This is a genomic window from Pseudomonas cerasi (genome assembly GCF_027983475.1).
Classification (GTDB): Bacteria; Pseudomonadota; Gammaproteobacteria; order Pseudomonadales; family Pseudomonadaceae; genus Aquipseudomonas; species Aquipseudomonas cerasi.
This window is the reverse complement of sequence record NZ_JAQJVM010000001.1, coordinates 1156447-1182614: the sequence shown is the minus strand read 5'-3', so window position 1 is coordinate 1182614 and position 26168 is coordinate 1156447. Positions and strand designations below refer to the sequence as shown.

At 60.1% G+C, this 26168-nt stretch carries 24 protein-coding genes; 4 read left to right on the top strand and 20 right to left on the bottom strand.

What is annotated here, in order from left to right; genetic code table 11:
• Positions 1-49 precede the first annotated feature (49 nt).
• The 7 genes from PI739_RS05065 to PI739_RS05035 form a co-directional block, all read right to left on the bottom strand.
• Entirely contained in the window at positions 50-691 is a 642-nt protein-coding gene (locus PI739_RS05065; RefSeq protein ID WP_080377402.1) for a translation initiation factor 2, read from the bottom strand.
• Positions 692-805: 114 nt separating this feature from the next.
• Positions 806-2245 (bottom strand): aminotransferase-like domain-containing protein, encoded by a 1440-nt coding sequence (locus tag PI739_RS05060; protein ID WP_003366691.1) that lies wholly within the window; start codon positions 2243-2245, stop codon positions 806-808.
• A 217-nt stretch (positions 2246-2462) separates the two neighbouring features.
• On the bottom strand, positions 2463-3278 hold the full coding sequence (locus PI739_RS05055) for an OmpA family protein (RefSeq protein WP_044308403.1): 816 nt from the start codon (positions 3276-3278) through the stop codon (positions 2463-2465).
• A complete protein-coding gene (locus tag PI739_RS05050) occupies positions 3275-3628 on the bottom strand; it encodes a DUF4398 domain-containing protein (protein ID WP_003433112.1) in 354 nt (117 codons plus the stop codon). Before PI739_RS05050 ends, PI739_RS05055 begins: the two co-directional genes overlap by 4 nt.
• A 10-nt stretch (positions 3629-3638) precedes the next feature.
• A complete protein-coding gene (locus PI739_RS05045) occupies positions 3639-4466 on the bottom strand; it encodes a substrate-binding periplasmic protein (RefSeq protein ID WP_003433113.1) in 828 nt (275 codons plus the stop codon).
• Positions 4467-4582: 116 nt separating this feature from the next.
• Positions 4583-5512: an electron transfer flavoprotein subunit alpha/FixB family protein gene (locus PI739_RS05040; RefSeq protein ID WP_003366683.1), complete on the bottom strand. Its 930-nt coding sequence runs from the start codon at positions 5510-5512 to the stop codon at positions 4583-4585.
• Positions 5513-6262, bottom strand: a complete 750-nt coding sequence (locus tag PI739_RS05035; protein ID WP_003366681.1) for an electron transfer flavoprotein subunit beta/FixA family protein — start codon at positions 6260-6262, stop codon at positions 5513-5515.
• Between the two features lie 519 nt (positions 6263-6781).
• Between PI739_RS05035 and PI739_RS05030 the strand changes: the two genes are divergently transcribed.
• Complete coding sequence (locus PI739_RS05030) at positions 6782-8437, top strand: electron transfer flavoprotein-ubiquinone oxidoreductase (protein ID WP_003366679.1); 1656 nt, start codon at positions 6782-6784, stop codon at positions 8435-8437.
• A gap of 51 nt (positions 8438-8488) precedes the next feature.
• On the opposite strand, the gene PI739_RS05025 is transcribed toward PI739_RS05030, so the two are convergent.
• Positions 8489-9394: an AraC family transcriptional regulator gene (locus tag PI739_RS05025; RefSeq protein ID WP_054081899.1), complete on the bottom strand. Its 906-nt coding sequence runs from the start codon at positions 9392-9394 to the stop codon at positions 8489-8491.
• A 179-nt stretch (positions 9395-9573) separates the two neighbouring features.
• Between PI739_RS05025 and PI739_RS05020 the strand changes: the two genes are divergently transcribed.
• Positions 9574-10626, top strand: coding sequence for an NAD(P)-dependent alcohol dehydrogenase (locus PI739_RS05020; RefSeq protein WP_003366675.1), 1053 nt, complete (start codon positions 9574-9576; stop codon positions 10624-10626).
• 11 nt (positions 10627-10637) lie between these two features.
• On the opposite strand, the gene PI739_RS05015 is transcribed toward PI739_RS05020, so the two are convergent.
• The 9 genes from PI739_RS05015 to leuC all read right to left on the bottom strand — a co-directional run bounded on the left by PI739_RS05015 (position 10638) and on the right by leuC (position 20695).
• The gene (locus tag PI739_RS05015; protein WP_003433120.1) at positions 10638-11447 is read right to left on the bottom strand and encodes an IclR family transcriptional regulator; all 810 of its coding nucleotides are present in this window, start codon (positions 11445-11447) and stop codon (positions 10638-10640) included.
• 80 nt (positions 11448-11527) lie between these two features.
• Positions 11528-12838, bottom strand: coding sequence for an MFS transporter (locus PI739_RS05010; protein ID WP_096105301.1), 1311 nt, complete (start codon positions 12836-12838; stop codon positions 11528-11530).
• Between the two features lie 325 nt (positions 12839-13163).
• On the bottom strand, positions 13164-14312 hold the full coding sequence (gene dgoD, locus PI739_RS05005; RefSeq protein ID WP_003366667.1) for a galactonate dehydratase: 1149 nt from the start codon (positions 14310-14312) through the stop codon (positions 13164-13166).
• Between the two features lie 69 nt (positions 14313-14381).
• Positions 14382-15017, bottom strand: coding sequence for a 2-dehydro-3-deoxy-6-phosphogalactonate aldolase (locus PI739_RS05000; protein WP_072364638.1), 636 nt, complete (start codon positions 15015-15017; stop codon positions 14382-14384).
• Position 15018: 1 nt separating this feature from the next.
• On the bottom strand, positions 15019-16023 hold the full coding sequence (locus PI739_RS04995; RefSeq protein ID WP_248685235.1) for a 2-dehydro-3-deoxygalactonokinase: 1005 nt from the start codon (positions 16021-16023) through the stop codon (positions 15019-15021).
• A gap of 179 nt (positions 16024-16202) precedes the next feature.
• Complete coding sequence (gene asd / locus PI739_RS04990; protein WP_003433126.1) at positions 16203-17315, bottom strand: aspartate-semialdehyde dehydrogenase; 1113 nt, start codon at positions 17313-17315, stop codon at positions 16203-16205.
• 70 nt (positions 17316-17385) lie between these two features.
• Entirely contained in the window at positions 17386-18468 is a 1083-nt protein-coding gene (gene leuB, locus PI739_RS04985; RefSeq protein WP_003366657.1) for a 3-isopropylmalate dehydrogenase, read from the bottom strand.
• Positions 18469-18618: 150 nt separating this feature from the next.
• Complete coding sequence (leuD, locus tag PI739_RS04980; RefSeq protein WP_058396477.1) at positions 18619-19260, bottom strand: 3-isopropylmalate dehydratase small subunit; 642 nt, start codon at positions 19258-19260, stop codon at positions 18619-18621.
• A 10-nt stretch (positions 19261-19270) separates the two neighbouring features.
• On the bottom strand, positions 19271-20695 hold the full coding sequence (leuC, locus tag PI739_RS04975) for a 3-isopropylmalate dehydratase large subunit (RefSeq protein ID WP_003433129.1): 1425 nt from the start codon (positions 20693-20695) through the stop codon (positions 19271-19273).
• Positions 20696-20840: 145 nt separating this feature from the next.
• Here leuC and PI739_RS04970 point away from each other — a divergent pair, with 145 nt between their 5' ends.
• Together PI739_RS04970 and PI739_RS04965 are read left to right on the top strand one after the other, a co-directional pair.
• On the top strand, positions 20841-21713 hold the full coding sequence (locus PI739_RS04970; protein ID WP_003433130.1) for a LysR family transcriptional regulator: 873 nt from the start codon (positions 20841-20843) through the stop codon (positions 21711-21713).
• Between the two features lie 66 nt (positions 21714-21779).
• On the top strand, positions 21780-23972 hold the full coding sequence (locus PI739_RS04965; protein ID WP_003433133.1) for a putative bifunctional diguanylate cyclase/phosphodiesterase: 2193 nt from the start codon (positions 21780-21782) through the stop codon (positions 23970-23972).
• Positions 23973-24038: 66 nt separating this feature from the next.
• On the opposite strand, the gene PI739_RS04960 is transcribed toward PI739_RS04965, so the two are convergent.
• The 3 genes from PI739_RS04960 to PI739_RS04950 form a co-directional block, all read right to left on the bottom strand.
• Positions 24039-24482: an Hsp20 family protein gene (locus PI739_RS04960; RefSeq protein ID WP_003316521.1), complete on the bottom strand. Its 444-nt coding sequence runs from the start codon at positions 24480-24482 to the stop codon at positions 24039-24041.
• Between the two features lie 129 nt (positions 24483-24611).
• Complete coding sequence (locus PI739_RS04955; protein ID WP_054081902.1) at positions 24612-25577, bottom strand: tRNA dihydrouridine synthase; 966 nt, start codon at positions 25575-25577, stop codon at positions 24612-24614.
• Between the two features lie 29 nt (positions 25578-25606).
• A complete protein-coding gene (locus tag PI739_RS04950) occupies positions 25607-26068 on the bottom strand; it encodes an acyl-CoA thioesterase (RefSeq protein ID WP_054081903.1) in 462 nt (153 codons plus the stop codon).
• Positions 26069-26168 lie beyond the last annotated feature (100 nt).

Genomic DNA, 26168 nt, shown 5'->3' with positions numbered 1-26168 from the left:
ACCGTCAAAACGTCTGTTTGAAAACGCCGTATCGGACGACAGGCAGGGCTTACTGCTTGAATTTGAAGTCCAGCGCAGCGCCTTCCACGTCGCGACGGTTTTCGTTGCGCATCTGCAATTGCATTTCGTTGGTCAGCAATCGCCCTTCGAGCTCGAACGGACCAGGGTTCGCAGAGTCGCCCTTGTCGCTGAACATCTGCGGCAATATCGGCTTGCGCTTGCTGGTAATCACCTTGGCAGGCGGGTCGAGTTCCTTGACCAGTTCGGGAGGCAGGCTCAGGTCCAGCTTGGGCGATTTGATTCGCACATCCTTGACGCTGGCCGTCTTGGCATCCTTGGCGTTCTTGCGCTTGCTCGCAGGCGCCTTGGCTGCCGCGACCTTGGAAGAAGCTTTTTCGGACGCCGCCGATTTGGCGCTTTGGGGTGCTGCAGGTTCTGACTTTTCCTTTCCGACCACCACAGGCACGACTGGCACCCCCGGCATCAGCTGATGCATGGTGTCCGGCGCCTTGATTTGCCTGGCATCGGTGGCGGCCGCCTCCGCAGGTACCTCAGTCTTCAGATGCACCTCGGGCGATACCGGCGCTGTGATGACCGCCTCGGTCTTGGGTTTGGGCACAGAGGTATCCGGAGCGTCACAACCACTCAGAAGTACGACGACAAGCAATCCGAGACAGCGAAAAACATTCATAGGCAAAAAGTCAGGCAAGACAGTGGCAAAAAGCCGGAAAGAAACACATGCTGTCCTTTTGAGGCCAACCTGACAAGACAAGAGTTCCGAAGAATTGACAAATATCTTTGCCAATCAATAAGCCTGGACAGCTTCCTGACATAACTGCTTGGCCAGAATCCCCAATGTCATCAATGCCCGCTCGGCTTCCTTGTTCCATTTCATGCCGCAATTCAAACGAATACAGTGGTTGAACTGCTCGGTATTACTGAAAATCAGCCCGGGTGCAATGCTGATGCCCTGCTCGAGCGCACGCACGTGCAATTCCTGGGTATTGACCCTGCCCGGCAGACTGACCCAGAGGATAAAGCCCCCTGCGGGACGGCTCATCTGCGTGCCTTCGGGAAAGAACTGCTGCACCGCCAGCTGATACGCACTGAGGTTCTTGCGGTATTCGAGCCGAATGAAGCGCAGGTGCCGATCATAGCCGCCGTTTTCGAGGTACGCGGCGACGGCCATTTGCGTGACACTGCACGCCGAGTGAGTACTGAAGGTCTGCAGGCGCTGAATTTCCGCCTGGTATTTGCCGGCTATCATCCAGCCGATGCGCACACCCGGTGACAAGGTCTTGGAGAAGCTTGAGCAGTAAATCACCCTCCCCAGCCGGTCGAAGGCCTTGAGCGCCTTGGTCCGCCCTACTTCGAACATCAACTCGCCGTAGACGTCGTCTTCAACCACCTGGATATCGAAATCCGAGGTCAGCCGCAGCAGGTTTTTCTGCCGCTCCTCGGGCATGGTGCCGCCCAGTGGATTGCTCAGCCGTGAGGTCAGCACCAGGGCCTTGATGGACCATTGATTGGCCGCCAGTTGCAAGGCTTCAAGACTGATGCCGGTGGCCGGATCACTGGGGATTTCGATGACTTTCAAACCCAGCAGGTCGGCAAGTTGCAGCAACCCGTAATAAGCTGGTGATTCGGCGGCTATCAGATCGCCGGGCCGGGTCAGCACCCGCAGGGCCATCTGCAGCGCATCCACGCAGCCGTGAGTGATGACCACTTCTGACGGGTCGACCACTACACCGGCGTCGCGCATGCGGATCGCGACCTGCCTGCGCAAGGGTTCGAAGCCAGGGCTGAACATGTAACTGAAGGCCCGTGGGCTGTGAAAACGCGTGACCTTGGCCAGTTGCTGATGCAGCGCGCGCACCGGCAGGTAATCCACATGAGGCACGGCGGCCCCGAGGGCGAAGACTCCTTCGCGGCGCGACTCTTCGAGCACTTGCTGGATAATGCTGCTGCGTGTGACCAGGCCGGGCCGCTCGACCCGCGCGATATCCGGGGTGGACGCTGTCAGCGCGGGCGTTTGATGGACGTAGTAGCCGGATTGAGGACGCGCCCGGATCAGCCCCTGGTCTTCAAGGTTCGCGTAAGCCTGCAATACAGTCGCATGGCTGACGTTGAGCTGCGAACTCATTTTGCGAACGGACGGCACACGCTCGCCGGGCTGATACACACCACGGCGGATGTCTTCGGCCAACTGCTGAGCGATACGCTGGTAGAGCAAGAGATTGGTCATGACACAGCCTCGAAAAGACCGGTGATTTATTATTTTTGAAAATACAGATGCGTAATAACCGGCACAGATCGGAAGTGTACGGGAACAGTTTGAAGACAGGCCAGCATTGATGGCTGCTGAGTGAAAATAAACGCGGGCAGAAACGCCATAATCAATGTGATTAAAGACAAAAAAGCCCGAGGCCGTTTCCGGCATCGGGCTTTTTATCGTCTATTTATCAGCGAGCTGCGCCCAGCTGACCTTTTTCGTCCGAGAAAACGATCTCGACACGCCTGTTTTGCGCGCGGCCCCGCTCGGAGGTATTGGCATTCACAGGAAACTCCTGGCCATAGCCTTCGACCTGAATGCGTTTTTCGTCGATGCCCAGGTCCATCAGCACATCAGCGACTGCTTGCGCCCGGTCTTTCGAGAGCTTCAGGTTTTCCTGACGATCGCCCGTGCTGTCGGTATAGCCTTCGATGCGGACCACTCGGCGTGGATTGATCTGCAGAAACTGCACAACCTTGAGAATGGTACGGCTGGCCGAGTTTTTCAGCTCGGCATGTCCGGCGTCGAACAGCACATCGCCCAGGGTCATGACCAGCCCGCGGTCGGTTTCGGTGGTGGCCAGGCTGAGGATCTGATCCTCCAGCCAACGGCCCTGTTGCTGGGCGCTGGCCAACTTGGCTTCGCGCAGTGCCAACTGCATACGCTGACGTTCCATGTCCATTTTCGCCAGACGCTCCTGACTCAGCATCAGGTTGCTGTGCTCACGCGCGATCTCGCTGTAGCGGCTGCTGAGGTAGGCGTAGTGAGCGACATCGGCGCCACTCCCCAGGTAACTGGACAGACGCTCGGCGCGAGCCAGCGATTCACCCGCACGAATGACATCCTTGGGTGCACTGCGCAGCACATCGGTATCTTCCTTGACCTTCTGGAAGTCGGCACTGGCCTGCTGCAACGCCTGGCCGCTGTCCTGATGACCGGCACAACCATAAAGGCCAGCCGCACCCAGCAACAGACACACACTCAGGACACGCGGAATACGCTTCATTGCGCCTCCCCCAGCTGCTTGCGCAAGCGATTGAGGCGGGTATTCAACTGATTGACCTGCTCCTGGCTCTTGAGGGTCAACACTCGCGCTTCAGCCAGGCGCGCATCAAGCTCGGCCTGCTCGGCTTTCATACGCGCGTCCTTGTAGGCATGGCTTGCCATGGAAGCGCGGGCTTCGGCAAACCCTGCCTGAGCGACTTCCATCTCGGGTTGATCATCACTCGCGCCGACCGCCTTGGCCTGCTCCAGCGCCTGCTCGGTCAGCTTGAACTGCTCGGTTGGTACCGGATCACTGGCGCAACCGGCCAGCGTGGCGACTGCCATGACGGCAATTGAAAAACGAATACTCACAAAAACATCCCTACTTGTTGGGTGCGCTGGCGCTGGCGGGTTGCAACAGTTGGGCTCTCCACAACTCCAGGTTGTGCCTGATGACATCGCCCGCAAGGCCAGAGGCGGCCGATTCTGTCATCTTTTTCGCCAGCTGTCCGCGCAACCATGGTTCATTGCAGGCCGAGTTGAACGACAAGGCCAGATAGAAACCCGGCGTATCGACCGGTAGAGGCTGTGCCGTCAGGTCTTTGGAAAGACCCAGCGTCTGCACCATGACCATACCGGCATAACGCCCGGCAAGCACGTAATCCACCTCACCCAATGCCAGCTTCTGAAAGGCAGGTGTGAGTGCGGGCAGGCGCTCCAGGGTCAGATTCTGCCTGGCCAGCACCTCGAAGGAAGGCGTCAGGCGGGTCTTTTCCGACATGGCGCCGGGATGGCCCTGCAGCTCGCTCACGGCATTGAACGGCACGCTGTGATCGTGACGCGTCCAGACCATGATCTCGTTCTGCACGATCGGCGGATGAATGTAATCCAGCGCTTCGAGTTGTGCGGCATTCAATGGCGCGTCAGCCAGCAGGTCCATGCGCCCGGTGCGCACCTCTTCGAGCGCCTGACTGCGCTTGCCGCCATACAGAAATTCGACCTTGATACCCAGCTCGCCTGCCGCCTGGGTGAGCAGATCGGCATTGGCCCCCATCAGGTGGCGCGGATCCTGGGGATCACGCCACAGATACGGCGGCGCGTCCGGGCTGCCGGTCACGATCAGACGCTCGCACTTGCCTGCGGCGGATGCCAGCGTCGGCAGTGTGATCAGCCCGAGGAGAAGCGAAGACAGCAGCCGGGAATGCACCATGAAAAGTCCTTTCGATACGCAATAAAAAACCCGCTTCATCCAGGCAGGCGCACCGTAAACCGCTGGTGCGCAAACCCCGAATGGAACGGGTTCTCTTTATAGTGGAAGCGCGGGGCTTAAACCAGCTTCTCCAGCTCGGGGATGGCTTCGAACAAGTCAGCCACCAGACCGTAATCGGCGACCTGGAAGATCGGCGCCTCTTCATCCTTGTTGATCGCAACGATCACCTTGGAATCCTTCATACCGGCCAGATGCTGAATGGCGCCGGAAATACCGACTGCGATGTACAGCTGAGGAGCAACGATCTTGCCGGTCTGACCGACCTGCATGTCGTTGGGTACGAAACCGGCATCGACCGCAGCTCGGGAAGCGCCCACTGCCGCACCGAGCTTGTCGGCCAGCGTGTACAGGTGCCTGAAGTTGTCGCCGTTCTGCATGCCGCGACCACCGGAAACGACGATCTTGGCCGCGGTCAGTTCCGGACGATCGGATTTGGCCAGTTCTTCACCGACGAAGCTGGACTTGCCGGCATCGTGAGCAGCCGACACCGCCTCGACAGCGGCCGAGCCACCCTCTGCAGCCACCGGGTCGAAGCCGGTGGCACGTACGGTAATGACCTTGACCGCAGCAGTCGACTGTACGGTGGCGATGGCATTACCGGCATAGATCGGACGAGTGAAGGTGTCAGCGGAAACCACCGAAACGATCTCGGAGATCTGATCGACATCCAACTGAGCAGCGACGCGCGGCAGGATGTTCTTGCCATTGGACGTTGCCGCAGCCAGAACATGGCTATGCCCTGCAGCCAGCTCCACGACCAGCGGTGCGATGTTTTCAGGCAGTTGGTGCGCGTAGGCTTCGTGGTCGGCCACCAGCACTTTCGTCACACCGGCAATTTTGGCGGCGGCGTCGGCAACGGCGCTCACGCCGGACCCGGCCACCAGCAAATGGATGTCACCGCCGATCTTCTGGGCAGCAGCAAGGGTGTTGAGCGTAGCCGGGGCTACGGTCGCGTTGTCGTGTTCAGCGATAACCAGGATCGTCATTTAGATTACCTTCGCTTCGTTTTTCAGTTTCTCGACCAGTTCGGCCACCGACTTGACCTTGATGCCGGCGCTGCGTGCAGCCGGCGCTTCAACCTTGAGGGTCTTGTTGGTCGACGCCGTGGAAACGCCCAGCGCCTCCGGGGTCAGCACTTCGAGCGGCTTTTTCTTGGCCTTCATGATGTTGGGCAGTGAAGCGTAGCGTGGCTCGTTCAGACGCAGGTCCGTGGTCACGATGGCTGGCAGGCTCAGGGAAACGGTCTGAAGGCCGCCGTCGATTTCGCGGGTCACGGCAACCTTGTCACCGGTCACTTCAACCTTGGATGCGAACGTACCCTGCGGGTAGCCGCTCAACGCAGCCAGCATCTGGCCGGTCTGGTTGTTATCACTGTCGATGGCCTGTTTGCCAAGGATCACCAGCTGTGGCTGCTCCTTGTCGACCACGGCCTTGAGCAGCTTGGCCACGGCCAGAGAAGTCAGCTCCTCGGCGGACTCGACCAGCACGGCGCGGTCAGCACCCAGCGCCAGGGCGGTACGCAGTTGCTCCTGAGCCGTGGTCGGACCGATGGTGACGACGACGATTTCGGTGGCTACACCCTTCTCTTTAAGGCGAACAGCCTCTTCAACGGCGATTTCGCAAAACGGGTTCATGGACATTTTGACGTTGGCAAGATCGACGCCGGAGTTGTCCGCCTTGACGCGAACCTTGACGTTGTAGTCGACCACTCGTTTGACAGCTACAAGAACCTTCATGGATTCCTCACTCTCCGGTGAAAAGAAGTCGCCCGGCGGCACCAGGCGATCGATATGTGTCCTCAACAAGCAATCGCAATGCGTGCAGGCCACCCGGACGACTTTAAAAAGCCATATAAAAGCCGGGAGTCACCCGTCAAGCAGCGGCTGGGTGTGTAAAATGCGCCGTGCGACGTTGACCTGTTGCCTGCAGCGCGTCTGCCTGATGCCTTTTGAGAGATTGCCCGCAATCCGGAAACCTCGTTTCAGCCTACGGCAAACGCAAAACCGCCCGTATATTGACCGCAACGCCTTTTCCGGTCAATACGCCAAATCGGCCAGTTCCGAGTCTGGTGTCTTTGATTTATCTGGCCTGCGGCCGATTCAAACAAACGTTTGTATTGGACCCGCGCAGTGGTGTAGATATAATGCGAACCATTAAAAGACGGGACGGTTCAATACCTCCATGCGTCGGCCTGCAGCGACCAAAAAAGCAGTGCCCATAAAAACACCGTGAGCCTTGAGAGTAGGAGATAGCCTGTGGAACGCGAATACATGGAATTCGACGTCGTTATCGTCGGAGCCGGCCCGTCCGGGCTTTCTGCCGCTTGCCGCCTTAAACAGAAGGCCGCTGAAGCTGGCCAGGAAATCAGCGTCTGCGTGGTGGAAAAAGGCTCCGAAGTCGGCGCGCACATCCTCTCCGGTGCCGTATTCGAGCCCCGCGCGCTGAATGAACTGTTCCCCAACTGGCAGGAACTGGGCGCTCCGCTCAACACGCCGGTCAAGCGCGACGACATCTATGTGCTGCGCGATGCTGAAAAAGCTCAGAAAATACCGGACTTTTTCGTCCCCAAGACCATGCACAACCATGGCAACTACATCATCTCGCTGGGCAACCTGTGCCGCTGGCTGGCTCAGCAGGCTGAAAACCTCGGTGTCGAAATCTATCCTGGCTTTGCCGCTCAGGAAGCGCTGTTCGACGAAAACGGTGTAGTGCGCGGCATCGTCACCGGGGATCTGGGTGTCGACCGCGAAGGCAATCCGAAGGAAGGCCTGTACACCCCCGGCATGGAACTGCGCGCCAAGTACACGCTGTTCGCCGAAGGCTGCCGTGGTCACATCGGCAAGCAGCTGCTCAAGCGCTTCAACCTCGACGACGAAGCCGACGTGCAGCATTACGCTATCGGCCTCAAGGAAATCTGGGAAGTCGACCCGGCCAAACATGAACAAGGGCTGGTGGTGCACACCGCAGGCTGGCCGCTGGACGATGCCAATCCGGGCGGCTCGTTCCTGTACCACCTGGAGAACAATCAGGTAGTGGTCGGCCTGATCGTCGACCTGTCCTACAGCAACCCGTACCTGTCGCCGTTCGACGAGTTCCAGCGCTACAAGCACCACCCGGTCGTCAAGCAATACCTGGAAGGCGGCAAGCGCATCAGCTACGGTGCCCGCGCGATTGCCAAGGGTGGCTTGAACTCCCTGCCGAAAATGGTCTTCCCCGGCGGCGCGCTGATCGGCTGCGATCTGGGCACGCTGAACTTCGCCAAGATCAAGGGCAGCCATACGGCCATGAAGTCGGGCATGCTGGCCGCCGATTCGGTGGCCGACGCGCTGCTGGCCGGTAAGGAAGGTGGCGACGTGCTGACCTCCTACGTGGATGCCTTCAAGGCCAGCTGGCTACATGAAGAGCTGTTCGCCAGCCGCAACTTTGGCGTGGCGATCCATAAATATGGCGCGATCAAGGGTGGCGCATTCAACTTCATCGATCAGAACATTTTCGGCGGCAAGCTGCCGTTCACGCTGCACGACACCAAGCCGGATTACGCCTGCCTCAAGCTGGCAGCCGACTCGAAGAAGATCGATTACCCGAAACCCGACGGCAAGCTCAGCTTCGACAAGCTCAGTTCGGTGTTCCTCTCCAGCACCAATCATGAAGAGGAACAACCCTGCCACCTGAAGCTGACCGATCCGAGCATCCCGATCAGCAAGAACCTGCCGCTGTACGACGAGCCGGCTCAGCGTTACTGCCCGGCTGGCGTGTATGAAGTCATCACCAAGGAAGACGGCGAGAAGCGCTTCCAGATCAACGCGCAGAACTGCGTGCACTGCAAGACCTGCGACATCAAGGACCCGTCGCAGAACATCACCTGGGTAGCACCGGAAGGCGCTGGCGGACCTACTTACCCGAATATGTAATGAGCCGCAGCAAGCCTCAATAGAGAAAGCCCCTTTCGGGGCTTTTTTTATTCAGGCAGGGACACGCAGATTGCTGCTCTCCTCCCCCGGGCTGCGCTCGAAGTAGCGCTTGTATTCACGACTGAACTGCGACGCGCTTTGATAGCCGACCTTGAGCGCGACCTGCGCCACCCCCAGGCCCTCGGCCACCAGCAATTGCTGAGCCTTGAGCAGGCGCAGACGCTTGAGGTATTGCACCGGCGACAACAGCGTGCTGCGCTTGAAATGCTCATGAAAGGTCGACGTGCTCATGTTCGCGCAACTGGCCAGCGTGTCGACGTTCAGTGCGTGATCATAATGCTCATGCAGGTAAGTCACCGCAGAAGCAATTCGTGCGAACTGCCCCTGCTGCTCGACCAGCGCACGCAAAACCCCTGACTGCGGTCCGCGCAGCGCGCTATACAGCACCTCGCGAATCCGTGCCTGGCCCATGGCCTGACACTCCAGCGGATCATGCAGACAACGCAGCAGACGCTCGACACTGTCGCGCATGCTGTTGTCGATACGCACCGAGGTCATCGATTCCGGCGTCTGCACCTGACTCTCCTGGCCGGTGACCGGGCCCATCGCCTGCACCAGCTCACCGAGCAATACCCGGTCGATGGCCACTGAAACGCCGTAAAGCGGCTTTTCCAGAGTAGCGAAGGTTTCACACTTGAACGGCACAGAGAGCGCCTGAATCAGGTAATGCCCGGTGCCGTATTCGAATGTGCGCGGCCCCAGGCACGCGACCTTGCTGCCCTGTACCACGATCATCAGGCTTGGCTCGTAGATCTGCGGGCTGCTGGCGACATAACCAAACGCCGAAAGCACACGTACCTCCGGCAACGGCGTCGCGACAAACCCCGGGCGCACCGCCAGCGGCTGGATCAGGGACACAAGGGTGGCATTGCCATCCAGCACAACAGGTAAGTTCATGAGCACCGCCTGACAGAGAAACAGACAGTCATATCATCGCAGATTTGCGCCTCAGCGCCGACCCCGAACTATCAGACCGGAGGAATAGGCATGAAACACGGAGGATTCACCATAGCCGCGAAGGGCCCGTATCAGGACAATGGTTCGCCTCTCTTCCTTCACACCTTGCGAGGTCAAACATGTACACAGCTATCGGTTACGCCGCACAGTCAGCTACCGCACCCCTCGCCCCGATGACCTTCGAACGTCGCGCTCTGCGTGCCGACGACGTTGCCATCGAAATCCTTTATTGCGGCGTCTGCCACTCCGATATTCACCAGGCACGCAACGAATGGGGCATCGCCGTCTACCCGCTGATGCCGGGCCATGAAATCGTCGGTCGTGTCACTGCCACCGGCAGCAGTGCAACCCAGTACCAGGTCGGTGACATGGTCGGTGTCGGCTGCATGGTCGATTCGTGCCGCGAATGCTCGGCTTGCAAATCAGACCTCGAGCAGTATTGCCTGGAAGGCCCGACCATGACTTACGCCACGCCAGACCGCGTGGACGGCAGCAACACCATGGGCGGTTACTCGAACAGCATCGTGGTCGCCGAGCACTTTGTCGTGCGCGTCCCGGAAAAACTCGATCCGGCCGCCGCTGCACCGATTCTCTGCGCAGGTATCACCACTTATTCGCCGCTCAAGCACTACGGCGTCAAGGCTGGCGACAAGGTCGGCATTCTGGGCATGGGCGGCCTGGGCCATATGGGCATCAAGTTCGCCAAAGCCATGGGCGCTGAAGTGACCCTGTTCACTCGTTCCGCCGCCAAGGCGCAGGAAGCGCGTCGCCAGGGCGCCGATCATGTGATCGTATCCACCGACGCTGAACAGATGAAGGCTGCTGCCGGGCACTTCGACTTCCTGCTCGACACCATTCCGGTCCAGCATGACCTGAACCCCTACCTGGAAACCCTGCGTTTCGATGGCGTACATATCCTCGTCGGCCTGATCGAGCCGGTCGAGCCGCCGGTACATGCAGCCAATCTGGTGATGAGCCGTCGCGTGCTGGCCGGTTCGTTGATCGGCGGTATCGCGGAAACTCAGGAAGTACTGGATTTCTGTGCCGAGAACGACATCACCTGCGACATCGAGATGCTCGATATTCGCAACATCAACGAAGCCTACGAGCGCATGCTGGCCGGTGACGTGAAGTACCGCTTCGTGATCGACATGGCCACGCTGAAGGCCTGATCGACTGCCGATCAGCCGCCGAGATCGGCCGAGAGTTCCGCTGCGATGGTTTTGATCAGCGGAACCAGCTCGGCCATCTTCTCCAGCGGCATGTAGGGCACGGTACTGGCGACACTGATGCCGGCAACGATCTGTTTGCTGGCATCACGTACCGGCGCTGCGACACAACGGATCGACGGTTCGTTGTCCTCCAGATCGAATGCATACCCCCCTTGTACATACTCCTCGCGCCGCGCCTTCAACTGCTCCCAGGTTTGCTGCTCATGAGCAGGCCATAGCGGATTTCTACCTGTGCTCGGCATGCTGATTTCATACAGCCGTTGCCACTCGGACTGAGCACTGTCCAGCAGCAGCGCCTTGCCGATACCGGTGCGCACCAGCGGCATCCGATGCCCGACCCGCGAACGCATTTCCGGACCATTGCGACCGGGATTCTTGTGCAGATAGAGCACGTCGTCCCCTTCCCGTACTGCCAGATGCACGGTATCGCCGGTCAGCTCCGACAAGCGATCCAGATACGGCCGGGCGAGCATCGCCAAGGGCACCTCTTCACGCGCCTGAAACCCCAGCTCGATCAATTTCGGGCCGAGCAGATAGCCCACCTGAGGAACGACCCGCAGGTAACGCTCCTCGACCAGGCAACTGGCCAGGCGGTGCGTGGTACTGCGCGTGGTGCCGATCAGCCGGGCGATCTCCTTGAGGTCCCGTGCGCCACCGGCAACCGCCTGCACCACCCCCAGCCCGCGCAGCAAGGTCTGAGTCCCGGTGGGTACGGAATCCTTGCCGGTGATTTTTTCAGGGGTGATCGAATCGTTGTGCATGAGAGGCCTTGCTCGGATCAAAAAGGGTTCGGATCGAAAACCGGCGGCATTATCGCCGCCTGAGTCCAGAGGCGTCGACATCAGAGCTCGATACGCTCCACTTTCCCTACCAGCAGGATGTACGACAGCGCGCCCAACAGTGCCAGGACCGAAATGTAGGTGATGGCAGGCGCGAACGAGTCTCCCGATGCCAGAAAGCCGATCACGATCGGGGTGGCGATGGCTGAGAGGTTGCCGATGAAGTTGAACGTGCCACCGGTCAGGCCCAGCAGGCGCGCCGGTGCCAGGGTCGAGACCAGCGACCAGGTGATCGACGCCAGGCCGTTGCCGAAGAACGCCAGCGCCAGAAAGGTGATCACCAGCGGCGTCGAGTCGACGAAGTTGGCACCGATGATCGAGGTCGAGATCAGCAGCCCGGCAATGATTGGCAGCTTGCGCGCAAAGCCTACGCTATGCCCGCGGCGGATCAGCCAGTCGGAGAAGAAGCCCGAGCACAACACACCGACAAACGCGGCGAGGAACGGCAACGACGCCAGCAGGCCGGACTTGATGAAGTCCATGCCCCGGTATTTCACCAGGTAGGTCGGGAACCAGGTCAGGAAAAACCACAGCGTGGAGTTCAGGCAGAACTGCCCCAGGTAGATGCCCCACAGCTTGCGTTTGCTCAACACAATGCCCAGGTCCAGCCAACTGAACGCCTGCTTCTGTTTTTCGACATCCTTCTGGATGTCCACCAGCCCGCCGCCCTCCTGGATCAGCTCGATTTCCTGCTGATTGACGCCTTTGAAATCACGTGGCTCGCGATACACCGTGTACCAGATCAACGCCCACAGCACGCCGACTCCTCCTGTGGCGACAAACACCATGTGCCAGCCGTAGTGCGCCTGCAACCAGGCCAGCACCGGGGTCAGAAACGCCAGGCCGACGAACTGCCCGGAGGTATAGACGCCGATGGCAGTGGCCCGCTCGCGCTCGGGAAACCAGGTGGTGACTACACGGCTGTTGATCGGATAGGCAGGTGCTTCCAGCGCGCCGACCGCCATGCGCAGTACGAACAGAGCGATAAAGCTGGCCGCGAAGCCGAGCATGATGGTCGCGATGGACCACAGCAGCAGGGCTGCGGTGTAGAGAATGCGTGGCGGCACGCGGTCCACCAGCCAGCCACCGGGCAGTTGCATGGCGGCGTAGGTCCAGCCGAACGCAGAAAAGATCAGCCCGACATGCACCGGGTCAAGGCCCAGTTCGGAGGTCAGCGCTGGTGCGGCAATCGACAGGTTGCTGCGGTCCAGGTAGTTGATCACCACCGTGATGAACAGCAGCACCATGATAAAGAAACGTTTGCGGGACGGCGTCACCAGGGATGCCGCACCCTCCAGATTTCGAGTGCGCATGGAATGTAGCCTCTTGTTGGATTTATTGAGGTCTGTGTTTCGATATAACTGAGCTGAAGGCACGCCGGTTCTCGTTCCCGCGCAGAGCGCTCATCGTTATGCACCAGTGCGCTTTTGATTCTGGCCAAAGGCCGTGGGAGCGAACGTGTTCGCGAAGACATTGTTCAAACGAAACATTTTCAGAGAACACGTCGGCCTTTTCGCGAATACGTTCGCTCCTACGCCCTGCGGGCAGAAGCCTGAACGCCCATTTTCCGGGCTCTTCAGGGCTTATGTATGGCGATGAGCGCAGGGCGCCGAAACGATGGTTAGCGGAGTTGTTGCTCTACCACTCCGCAAAACTGCCATCCGCATGCCGCCAGATCGGGTTGCGCCAGCGGTGGCCGATGGCGGCGCGTTCGATGACGTACTCTTCGTTGATCTCGATGCCCAGGCCGGGGCCGTTGGGAATCTTGACCATGCCTTGGTCGTAGTCGAAGACTTCCGGGTGCTTGACGTAATCGAGCAGGTCGTTGCTTTCGTTGTAGTGGATACCCAGGCTCTGCTCCTGGATGAAGGCGTTGTAGCAAACCGCATCCAGTTGCAGGCACGCTGCCAGCGCGATAGGCCCCAGCGGGCAATGCAGCGCCAGCGCGACGTCGTAGGCTTCGGCCATGTTGGCGATCTTGCGGGTTTCGGTAATGCCACCGGCGTGCGAGGCATCGGGCTGGATGATGTCGACGTAGCCTTCGCTCAACACGCGCTTGAAGTCCCAGCGCGAGAACAGCCGTTCGCCCAGCGCAATCGGCGTACTGGTCAGCGGTGCCAACTCCTTCAGTGCTTCATAGTTCTCGCTGAGCACCGGTTCTTCGATGAACATCAGCTTGTAAGGGTCCAGCTCCTTCATCAGCACCTTGGCCATCGGCTTGTGAACCCGGCCATGGAAGTCCACACCAATGCCGACATTCGGCCCAACGGCATCACGCACAGCGGCCACGTTGGCCAGCGCCAGGTCGACCTTGTCGAAGGTGTCGAGAAACTGCAGCTCTTCGGTGCCATTCATTTTCACCGCAGTAAAACCGCGCTCTACCGCCTCCTTCGCGGCGCGTGCCGTATCGGCGGGCCGATCACCGCCGATCCACGAATAGACGCGAATCTTGTCACGTACCTGACCGCCGAGCAGGTCACTGACCGACACCCCCAGCGCCTTGCCCTTGATGTCCCACAACGCCTGATCGATGCCGGCCAGCGCACTCATGTGGATCGCGCCGCCGCGGTAGAAGCCGCCGCGGTACAGCACGGTCCAGATGTCCTCGATGTTGCGCGGGTCCTTGCCGATCAGGTAGTCGGAAAGCTCTTCCACCGCGGCAGCAACCGTGTGCGCGCGGCCTTCGACCACTGGCTCGCCCCAGCCGACAACGCCCTCGTCGGTCTCGACCTTGAGGAAGCACCAGCGCGGCGGAACGATGAACGTGGTGAGTTTGGTGATTTTCATGGGTGCGGTTTCTCTTGTTGATTCTCTTGTTGGATAGCGGCTGCTGCACGGCGGCGTCTGCTGCGCCACTCAGTCTGCAAGCGCTGCGCTGTGCTGCTTCCAGGCCGCCACATAAGCCTGGGCACGCTCTGTGACGTCTGCGACGCTCATGCCGGGTTTGAACAGCCCGGAGCCCAGGCCAAAACCCTTCACGCCGGCGTCGAGAAATACCTTCATGTTGTCCGGTGAAATACCCCCGACCGGCAGCAGAATCGTGCCCTTGGGCAGAACAGCCAGCCACGCCTTGACCACCGCCGGCGACATCTGCTCGGCAGGAAACAGCTTGAGCACATCAGCGCCTTCGGCCAGCGCGGCAAAGGCTTCGGTCGGCGTCGCGACCCCTGGCGACAGGAACAGCCCGGCCGCCTTGGCCGCACGCAGCACCTTGGCATCGCTGTGCGGCATGACAATCACCTGCCCGCCGGCGTCCTTGACCTGAGTCACCTGTTCAGCGGTGAGCACGGTGCCAGCACCGATCAGGCAATCGGCAGGCAACTGCTGACGCAACAGGCGGATGCTGTCGAACGGTTGCGGGGAGTTGAGCGGCACTTCGATGACCCGAAACCCCGCCTCGTACAGCACATCGCCCATGGCAGGCGCTTCTTCGGGGCGCAGGCCGCGCAGAATCGCGACCAGACCATTTTCTTTCAATGCTTGCTTGAGCATGTCAAACCTCTCGAATGTGTTGGGACGAGCGGCGCGCGATCAGGCCGGCCTGAACGGCGACCTGCCAGAGGCCGCGCTCGGTCGCCTGCTCGGCCAATGTCACCCCGGGAAAGCCACAAACGGCCAGCCCGCGCGCATAGCGCGTGCACAGCGAATCGCTGCCGATGAGGATCACCGCAGGCAATTGTTCGTGGTTGTGCAGATGCAGCCTGGCGATGGCGCCCAGTTCATGGCCAATCAACAGGCCGGAAAGATAGTCAGGTTGCGCACTGGCAGCCAATTGCCCGGTCAGGCCGAGCGTTCGTGTGCTGAAAATCGTCGACAGCGGCCCCGCAGAGCCCGCGTCGGACAGGGCAATCGACAAGCCGCGGTCAAACGCCTGCTCGTCGAACGCCTCCGAAGGCTGCATGGTGCGTCCCAGAATGGTGTGCGCGCAGAGCGCGGCGTAGACCTCCCCGGTCATGAAGGTATCGAAGTGAACGATGCGACCCCGTTCTACCTGCACCCATTTGGAGTGGCTGCCGGGCAGACCGATCAGCAGAGGCTGGCTGCCCTGCCCGTCTTCGCACCCTGCCAGCACACCCAGCACCTGGGTTTCTTCGCCACGCATGACGTTGGGCAGGGTCGAGCGCTGCAGGACGCCGGGGATGATGTGCACCGTCACGCCGCGCACGCTGCGCACCGTCTGCAACGCTGCGCTCAGCTCATTGACGCTGGCCGGCGTTTCCCGGTAGGCCGCCTCACGCCAGCCCTGTGCGCTGCCGACCATGCCACAGGCAATCACCTGCAGGTCCGGCTGGGCATCGAGCCAGTCGCCGCACGCCTGGTCAAAGGCCAACTCGAAACCGTCACTGCAGAACTGCCCCGCGATCAGCCGCGGCGTGGTCGGCAACTGCATGATGCCCGCGCTCAATGCGCGCTGTTCCAGTACCCGGCCGTGTTCGCCAAGTCGATAAGCACGAAGTGAGGTTGTCCCCCAATCGAGCGCGATCAATTGCGCCTGCATTGCGTCACCTGTTGTTTTTTTGGAAGTGAGTGCAGGACGACTATAAACCTGTTGTTACACTTATCTCAATATGTAAATTTCAATCCCATATATAGGGATGAAAGTCGATCAATCAAAAGTATCAGGCATTAAAAAACCCGCCTTCCTTTCGGAAAGCGGGTTTGCTGTAAAACCGAGCCTCAACGCTCCAGCAGGATTCTCAGCATGCGACGCAGCGGCTCCGCAGCGCCCCACAACAGCTGGTCACCCACGGTAAAAGCGCCCAGGTACTGCGAACCCATGTTCAGTTTGCGCAAACGCCCCACGGGAATGCTCATGGTCCCGGTCACCGCCGTCGGGCTCAGCTCATGCATGCTGGCTTCGCGATTGTTCGGCACCAGCTTGACCCACGGGTTGTGCTGGCTGATCAACCCTTCGATGTCCGCAATCGGCACATCCTTGTTGAGCTTGATGGTCAGCGCCTGACTGTGGCAGCGCATGGCGCCGATGCGCACGCAGATGCCGTCCACCGGGATCGGGCTCTTGAAGCGACCGAGGATCTTGTTGGTCTCGGCCTGGCCTTTCCACTCTTCGCGGCTCTGGCCGTTTGGCAGCGCCTTGTCGATCCACGGGATCAGGCTGCCCGCCAGTGGCACACCGAAGTTCTCGGTAGGGAACGACTCGCCGCGCATGGCTTCAGCCACCTTGCGGTCGATATCCAGAATGGCGCTGGCCGGGTTGGCCAGATCATCGGCCACCGAGGCATGCACCGCACCCATCTGCCTGATCAGCTCACGCATGTTCTGCGCGCCGGCGCCGGAGGCTGCCTGATAGGTCATGACATTCATCCACTCGACCAGACCGGCATCGAACAGGCCGCCCAGCCCCATCAGCATCAGGCTGACGGTGCAGTTGCCACCGATATAGTTCTTGGTGCCCGCGTCCAGTTGCTGGTCGATAACCTTGCGGTTGACCGGATCCAGCACGATGACCGCGTCATCCTGCATGCGCAGGCTGGACGCCGCATCGATCCAGTAACCCTGCCAGCCCGCTTCGCGCAGCTTGGGGAACACCTCATTGGTGTAGTCGCCACCCTGGCAGGTCAGCACCACGTCCAGGGTTTTCAGCTCGTCGATGCTGTAGGCGTCTTTCAGGGGCGCAACATCCTTGCCCACCGAAGGCGCCTGGCCACCGACATTGGAAGTAGTGAAGAACACCGGCTCAATGAGATCGAAGTCCTGCTCTTCCCGCATCCGCTGCATGAGCACGGAACCGACCATGCCACGCCAACCGATCAGACCTACACGTTTCATCGCAACTACACCTTGAATAAAAGTGGGACCGCCGCTCTGCGCGTACACAGCAGGCGGCGGGCCAGAGAGATTACAGATTCCGCAGCGCGGCGACTACCGCATCGCCCATTTCCTGCGTACCGACTTTGACTTTGCCTTCCGACCAGATGTCGCCGGTGCGGATACCCTGATCCAGAACCAGGCTGACAGCCTTTTCGATGGCGTCGGCCGCATCGGTCAGATTGAAGCTGTAACGCAGCATCATCGACACCGACAGAATGGTCGCCAACGGGTTGGCAATGCCTTTGCCGGCGATGTCCGGCGCCGAGCCGTGACATGGCTCGTACATGCCCTTGTTGGCCGTGTCCAGCGAGGCCGACGGCAGCATGCCGATGGAGCCGGTGAGCATCGACGCCTGATCGGAGAGGATGTCGCCGAACAGGTTGTCGGTCACGATCACATCGAACTGCTTGGGTGCACGCACCAGTTGCATGGCGGCATTGTCGACGTACATGTGGCTCAGTTCGACTTCAGGGTAATCCTTGGCGACCTGCTCGACGATTTCACGCCACAGCTGGCTGGACGCGAGTACGTTGGCCTTGTCCACCGAGCAGAGCTTCTTGCCACGCACCATGGCCATATCGAAACCGACCCTGGCAATGCGGCGGATCTCGCTTTCGCTGTACGGCAGCGTGTCGTAGGCCTGACGCTCGCCATTATCCAGCACCCGCGTACCGCGTGGCGCGCCGAAGTAGATACCACCGGTCAGCTCGCGAACGATCAGGATATCCAGGCCGGCGACGATTTCCGGCTTCAGGCTCGACGCGTCGGCCAGTTGCGGATACAGGATCGCCGGACGCAGGTTGCCGAACAGGCCCAGTTGGGAACGGATTTTCAGCAGACCGCGCTCAGGACGGATGTCGCGCTCGATGGTGTCCCATTTCGGGCCGCCGACTGCACCGAGCAGCACGGCGTCGGCCGCACGGGCACGATCCAGGGTTTCATCGGCCAGCGGCACGCCGTGCTTGTCGATGGCCGCGCCACCGATCACGTCGTGGGTCAATTCAAACCCCAGTTGATACTTTTCGTTGGCCAGCTCCAGCACCTTGACCGCTTCGGTCATGATTTCCGGACCAATACCATCACCTGGGAGAATCAGAATCTGCTTGCTCATAACATCCTCGATTTTGTGCATCGGCGTCTTTGACAACGCCTGCTTGAAACGCTCAATACCACAGAAAATTTAGCGTCCGGCCAAAACACTTTTGCCAGCAAGGCGCAATTGCACCTTACTGGCAAACATGCAGCATCCGCTGTTGATCGATCAGTCGCGGAACAGCCATGGCTGGCTGGCGCGGTGCCTGCTCTCGAAACCGGCGATTGCCTCAGCGTCCATCAGCGTCAGGCCAATGTCATCCAGGCCATTGAGCAGGCAATGCTTGCGGAACGCATCGATTTCGAAGCTCAGGACCTTGCCATCCGGACGGGTCACGGTCTGCGCCTGCAGATCGATATTCAACTGATAGCCGGGCGTGGCTTCCACCTGCTTGAACAGTTGATCGACGTCTTCTTCGGACAGGATGATCGGCAACAAGCCGTTCTTGAAGCTGTTGTTGAAGAAGATGTCCGCGTAGCTCGGCGCGATGATTGCGCAGAAACCGTACTCTTCCAGTGCCCACGGGGCGTGTTCGCGGCTGGAGCCGCAGCCGAAGTTTTCCCGGGCCAGCAGCACGCTGGCACCCTGGTAACGCTCGTGGTTGAGGACGAAGTCAGGGTTCAACGGACGCTTGGAGTTATCCTGGTAAGGCTGCCCCACGTCCATATAACGCCATTCATCGAACAGGTTCGGGCCGAAGCCGGTGCGCTTGATCGACTTGAGAAACTGCTTGGGAATGATCTGGTCGGTGTCGACATTGGCACGATCCAGAGGAGCGACCAGGCCACGATGCTGGGTAAAGGCTTTCATACGGGACTCCTCAGTGCTGGATCAGGTCGCGAACATCGATGAAACGGCCATTGACCGCAGCGGCAGCGGCCATTGCCGGGCTCACCAGATGCGTCCGGCCACCGGCCCCCTGACGACCTTCGAAGTTACGGTTGGAAGTCGACGCGCAGTGTTCGCCGGACCCCAGGCGGTCCGGATTCATCGCCAGGCACATGGAGCAGCCCGGTTCGCGCCATTCAAAGCCAGCATCGATGAACACCTTATCCAGCCCTTCCTTCTCGGCCTGCTCCTTGATCAGCCCCGAGCCCGGCACCACGATGGCCTGCTTGATGGTCGCGGCCACCTTGCGGCCCTTGGCAACATCGGCCGCAGCACGCAGGTCTTCGATACGCGAGTTGGTGCAGGAACCGATGAATACCCGGTCCAGCTGGATATCGGTAATCGGCTGATTGGCTTTCAGGCCCATGTACTTGAGCGCACGCTCGATGGAGCCACGCTTGACCAGATCCGGCTCCTGCGCAGGGTCCGGCACGTTCTGATCGACCGCCAGGACCATTTCCGGCGAAGTGCCCCAGCTGACCTGCGGCTTGATCTGTGCGGCATCCAGCCTGACCACGGTATCGAACACAGCGTCCGGGTCGGACACCAGGTCCTTCCAGGCTTCGACAGCAAGGTCCCACTCCGCGCCCTTGGGTGCGAACGGACGGCCTTTGACGTACTCGACGGTCTTCTCGTCGGTGGCCACCATGCCGACCCGGGCACCCGCTTCGATGGACATGTTGCAGATGGTCATACGGCCTTCGATCGACAGGTCGCGAATCGCGCTGCCGGCGAACTCGATGGCGTAACCGTTACCGCCTGCCGTGCCGATCTTGCCGATCACCGCCAGAACGATGTCCTTGGCCGTCACGCCGAAGGGCAATTGCCCTTCGACCGACACCAGCATGTTCTTCATTTTCTTGGCGACCAGGCACTGGGTGGCGAGCACGTGCTCGACCTCGGAAGTGCCTATGCCGTGGGCCAGCGCACCGAAGGCGCCGTGGGTAGAGGTGTGCGAGTCGCCGCAGACCACGCTCATGCCTGGCAGGGTTGCACCCTGCTCCGGGCCGATCACGTGGACGATGCCCTGGCGCGGATCATTCATCTTGAATTCGGTGATGCCGTACTCGTCGCAATTATCGTCGAGGGTCTGCACCTGCAAGCGCGACACCTGATCCTCGATGGCACCGATGCCACCCTTGCGTTCGGCCGTGGTCGGCACGTTGTGGTCAGGCGTGGCGATGATCGAGTCGATCCGCCACGGCTTGCGCTTCGCCAGCCGCAGACCTTCGAACGCCTGCGGCGAGGTCACTTCATGGATGATATGGCGGTCAATGTAGATCAGCGCCGAACCGTCGTCGCGCTGTTTGACCAAATGCGAATCCCAGAGCTTGTCGTAGAGCGTTTTCCCGGCCATCGGACGTACTTCCTCATCAGCTTGTTTCTATGCCTTGGGCAATCGTTGCGATGACCCCTTGGCTTGTGCGGTCATCCTATGGAATATGCTTAAATAACTCAAATTCATAATTTTCATACTTTGGATAACCAACTGGAATCCGACCATGGACCTGGCCAACCTCAATGCCTTTATCGCCATCGCTGAAACGGGCAGTTTCTCCGGGGCAGGCGAACGCCTTTACCTGACCCAGCCGGCCATCAGCAAACGCATTGCCGGTCTGGAGCAGCAACTCAACGTACGCCTGTTCGATCGCCTGGGCCGCGAAGTCAGTCTGACCGAGGCCGGACGCGCCCTGCTGCCGCGCGCCTACCAGATTCTCAACGTGCTGGATGACACACGCCGGGCCCTGACCAACCTGACCGGGGAAGTCACCGGGCGGCTGACTCTGGCGACCAGCCACCACATCGGCCTGCACCGTTTGCCGCCGATATTGCGCGCCTTTACCCGCACTTATCCGAAGGTTGCACTGGACATCCAGTTCCTGGATTCGGAAATTGCTTATGAAGAAATTCTTCACGGGCGCGCCGAGTTGGCAGTCATTACACTGGCGCCCGAGCCGCATACGCTGATCCGCGCCGTGCCCGTCTGGGACGATCCGCTGGATTTCGTCGCGGCCCCCGAGCACCCGCTGGCCAACAGCGGCCCGATGAAGCTGGAGGATATTGTGCGCTATCCGGCGGTATTTCCCGGCGGTAACACGTTTACCCATCATATTGTCAGCGGATTGTGCGAGGCTCAGGGCCTCAAGCCCAACATCGCGATGAGCACCAACTATATGGAGACCATCAAAATGATGGTTTCCATCGGCCTGGCCTGGAGCGTTCTGCCGCGCACCATGCTCGACGAGCAGGTGGCGCGCATCCCGCTGCCGGGCGTACAGCTCAATCGCCAGCTAGGCTACATCCTGCACACCGAACGCACGCTCTCAAATGCGGCACGGGCATTCATGAAACTGCTCGATGCGCAGACACAGTGAACAGAGGCTGCAGCAGGCCGCAGGCAGATCGCTCTGGCCGCCCTATCGATCAAAGGCTCGGATAACATGCCCAACCCACCGGATAACGCCGTGCCGAATGTTGCCGCACAGTCGGTCTCTGCCAGGCTGCCGCTGACAGACGCAGAGCGGATCCTGCAGGAAACCCGTGATCGCCTGGAGCTGGCACTGGAACTGGCGCAAATGGGTACCTGGGATCTGGATATCGTCCGCAACCGGCTGCAAGCCTCGGCACGCGCGGCGCTGCTGCACGGCATGCCGGCACTGCCCTTCAATGAGTCTGGCGGGCAGTTCTTCGGCAGCCTGCCCGGCGAAGAACGCCGCCGAATGCGCGCGCTCTATGCCGCGGCGCTCGAAACCGGGCAGGACTGCCTGCAAGTCACTTACCGGTTCCGGCTGAAAAACGGCACGTCACGCCTGCTTGAGAGCCGCGCGCGGATTTACCGGGATGAACAGGGCCAGCCCGTCAGGCTGTCCGGCACACTGCTGGACATTACCCAGCAGTGTGCTCAGGTCGCACTGGAGGCCAGCGAGGAGAAATTTGCCAAGGCGTTTCATTCAAGTCCCGACTCGATCACCATCACTGAAATCGACTCGGGCCGCTATGTCGAGGTCAACGATGGCTTCAGCCGCCTGACCGGTTTCAGCGCCCAGGAAGTGCTCGGCCGTACAGCGCATGAAGTCGGCATCTGGACCGACACCTTGCAGCGCGAACACATGCTTGAAGAACTGCGCCAGAAAGGCCGCGTGCATCATCGTGAAATGAACGGGCGAGACAAGCACGGTGCGCCTCTGGTGCTGGATATATCGGTCGAGTTCATCACCCTGAACAACACCGCCTGCCTGCTGATGAATGCCCGCGACATCGGCGAACTCAAAAATGCCCAGGCGCAGATCCAGCACCTGGCTTATCACGATCCACTGACCGGGCTGCCCAATCGCGCGCTGCTGCTCGACCGCCTCAGCCAGCAAGTGTCGCTGCTCCAGCACCAGAATCTGCGCGGCGCCCTGTTGTTTCTCGATCTGGACCATTTCAAGCACATCAATGACTCGCTCGGCCATCCGGTAGGCGACAGCGTTTTAAGCATCATCGCCGCGCGCCTGGAAGCCAGCGTGCGCCAGGAAGACACCGTGGCACGCCTCGGCGGCGACGAATTCGTGGTATTGATCTGCGGCCTGGAAGGCTCGCAGGACGAGGTCACCCGGCAAGTCCGGGAGCTGGCCGACAACCTGCGCAACCTGCTGGCCGAGCCGATGTTTCTCGACGGCCATCGTCTGCAGGTCACGCCGAGCATCGGCGTGGTGCTGATTCCGGATGATGGCCTGACCCCGGCCGATCTGCTCAAGCGCGCCGATATTGCCCTGTATCGGGCCAAGGATTGCGGGCGTAACGCTTCACAGTTTTTCCATGTATCCATGCAACAGGCCGTCAGCCAGCGCCTGCGCCTGGAAAATGACTTGCGCCTGGCGCTGACCCGCAACGAATTTCACCTGCACTTCCAGGCCCAGGTCGACTGTCGTAACGAATACATCACCGGGGCCGAGGCCCTGCTGCGCTGGCAACACCCCGAATACGGCCTGCTGGCGCCCGATCAGTTCGTGCAGATACTTGAAGAAAGCGGGATGATTCTGGAGGTCGGCAGCCATATTCTGAACGAGGCCTGTAAAACCGGTGGCCTGCTGTTAAAGCAAGGGCTGATCCCGGAAAACAGATTCCTGATGGGCGTCAATATCAGCCCGCGACAGTTTCTGCAGCACGATTTCATCGAGCGCGTGGAACGCAGCCTGACCCTGCATCAGTTGCCTGCATCCATGCTCAAGCTGGAAATCACCGAAGGTATCGTCATCCAGAACCTGGACGACACCATCCTCAAGATGCTCAGCCTCAAGGCACTGGGCGTCAGCTTTGCGATGGACGACTTCGGCACCGGCTACTCGTCCCTGACCTATCTCAAGCGCTTACCGGTGGATACGCTGAAGATCGACCAGTCCTTCGTCCAGGACGCTACCAGTGATCCCAACGACGCAGAAATCATCCGTGCCATCGTCGCCATGGCGCAGAGTCTCAACCTGAACGTGATCGCTGAAGGCGTTGAAACCTCAGAGCAGTTGGCGTTTCTGGAAAAAGTCGGCTGCTACACCTATCAAGGCTATCTGTTCAGCGAACCGCTGCCAGGCCCGCAGTTCGAGTCCCTGCTGGAGCTCAGGGGGCCTGCGCAGCAAACCGCACATCAGGACTGAAAAAAGGAAGGCGCCCCGCAGGCGCCTTCCCCGTTACATGCCGCTGACTCAACATCACCTGTCGGATCAGTTTTCCAGCGCTTTCTGGCTATTGAGCGGAATGCGTTTTGGTTTCGCTTCTTCCGGCACGTTGCGCACCAGGTCAATATTCAGCAGACCGTGAGACAGATCGGCCCCTTTGACTTCGATATTGTCCGCCAGCCTGAATGACAGCTTGAATTCACGCCGGGCAATACCCTGATGCAGATACGTCACGTTTTCGGCTTCTTGCTCGCGCTTGTTGCCGATCACGGTCAGCACACCTTTTTCAACCTGCAACTCGAGATCCTGCTCTTGCATGCCTGCTGCAGCAATCACGATTCGATAATGGTCATCGGTGTGCCGCTCGACGTTGTAGGGCGGATAGCCGCTGGTTGTCTCATTTCGCGCCGCCGACTCGAAGAGGTCGTTGAAGCGGTCGAATCCCACTGAGTTGCGAAACAGTGGAGCCAGAGAAAATGCAGTAGCCATAACAATTCTCCTGTTTATCAGCGAGTGGTTTACGCGACCCGTGTTCGGCATCGCTTGATCACCAAAGTAGGGACAGCCATTCGCTTTTCAAGAGACTTTTTTCAGGATTTTTTTGGCCGTTCGTCGGGATCAGCTTCTGGGTAAGCAACCGGGCGCGCAACCCAGCAATACGCTGATGCGATTGCAGTCGGTTTCGCGGCGCAATGTATTGAACATGAGAGTCGCCTCGGGGTAGCTTTTGGTCAGCAGCACCAGCCACTGCTTGAGCCGGCCCGGCGCCTGAATCAGTGTCATCTTCGCCAGACAGTCCTGCCAGAAGACCCGCAGCATCGGCTGCAACTCGTCCCAGGTCATGGGCACGACCTCTTCGCCCTTCTGCGCTGCAGCGATCTGCCGGGCCAGATCAGGACGCGCCACCAGACCGCGACCGATCATGATGTCCCGCGCACCGCAGATTTCACGGCAACGGCGCCAATCCTCAACGGTCCAGATTTCCCCGTTGGCGACCACCGGGACATTGACCACTTCCTGGATGCGCGCAATCCACTCCCAGTGCGCGGGAGGCTTGTAGCCGTCGACCTTGGTGCGCGCATGAACGACGATTTGCTCTGCCCCGCCGTCAGCCAGCGCTCTGGCGCAGTCCAGCGCGCCATCGGTGTTTTCGTACCCCAGGCGCATCTTGGCGGTAACGGGGATAGGTCTGGGCACGGCACGGCGCACCTGGCTGACGATCGAGTGCAGCAGTTCCGGCTCCTTGAGCAGGATTGCGCCGCCCCGCGAGCGGTTGACGGTCTTGGCCGGGCAGCCGAAGTTGAGGTCCAGCACGGGTGCACCCAACTCGCAGGCGAACGCGGCGTTTTCGGCCAGGCACACCGGGTCAGAGCCCAGCAACTGAAGGCGCAACGGCGTGCCTGCGTCAGTTTTCGCGCCCTGGTGAAATTCCGATGCGTACTTGTAGAAGTAATGCGCTGGCATCAAACGCTCGGACACCCGGATGAATTCGGTCACGCACCAGTCGATGCCGCCGACTTTCGTCAGCACATTACGCAGGATGTCGTCGACCAACCCCTCCATGGGCGCCAGAGCAATTTGCATGGGTCACACTCGAAAAAAAGTCCGGCAGTTTACTGCCCGGCGTGCGGATTGGGAACGGCGCTGTCAGAGATGGCTGCGCCGTAGCCCTCGATGAACTCGGCAGGCATACGCTTGGGCTTACCAGTGGACAGTTCGATGCAGACAAAGGTGGTTTGCGCGCGCAGCAAGGTCAGGTTGTCGGCAGGACGCTTGAGCTGAAAGCAGCGGGTCATTTTCAGGCGGCGATCCCAGTCGACGATCCAGGTCGCCAATTGCAGCTCGTCGTTCTCGTAGGCGCTGGCAAGGTAGTCGATCTCATGCCTGACCACCGCCATCGCCCGATCCAGACGCCGGTATTCGGTAAGGTCCAGCCCGAGGAACTGCGAATGACGCCAGGCACAGCGCTCCAGCCAGGACACATAAACAGCGTTATTGGCATGCCCCAGCCCGTCGATGTCTTCGGCGGCGACGTTCAGATCGATGACAAACGGCGTTGCCCGGTCCCAGACCATGCGTGCTCCTGCTTGAGTGGATGTAATTGGCGGGAGTGTAGCGGGTCATGGCGCGCGTTCACACGCGTTGGCATGAAAAGCGCCCCTCCGAACGCCTTTT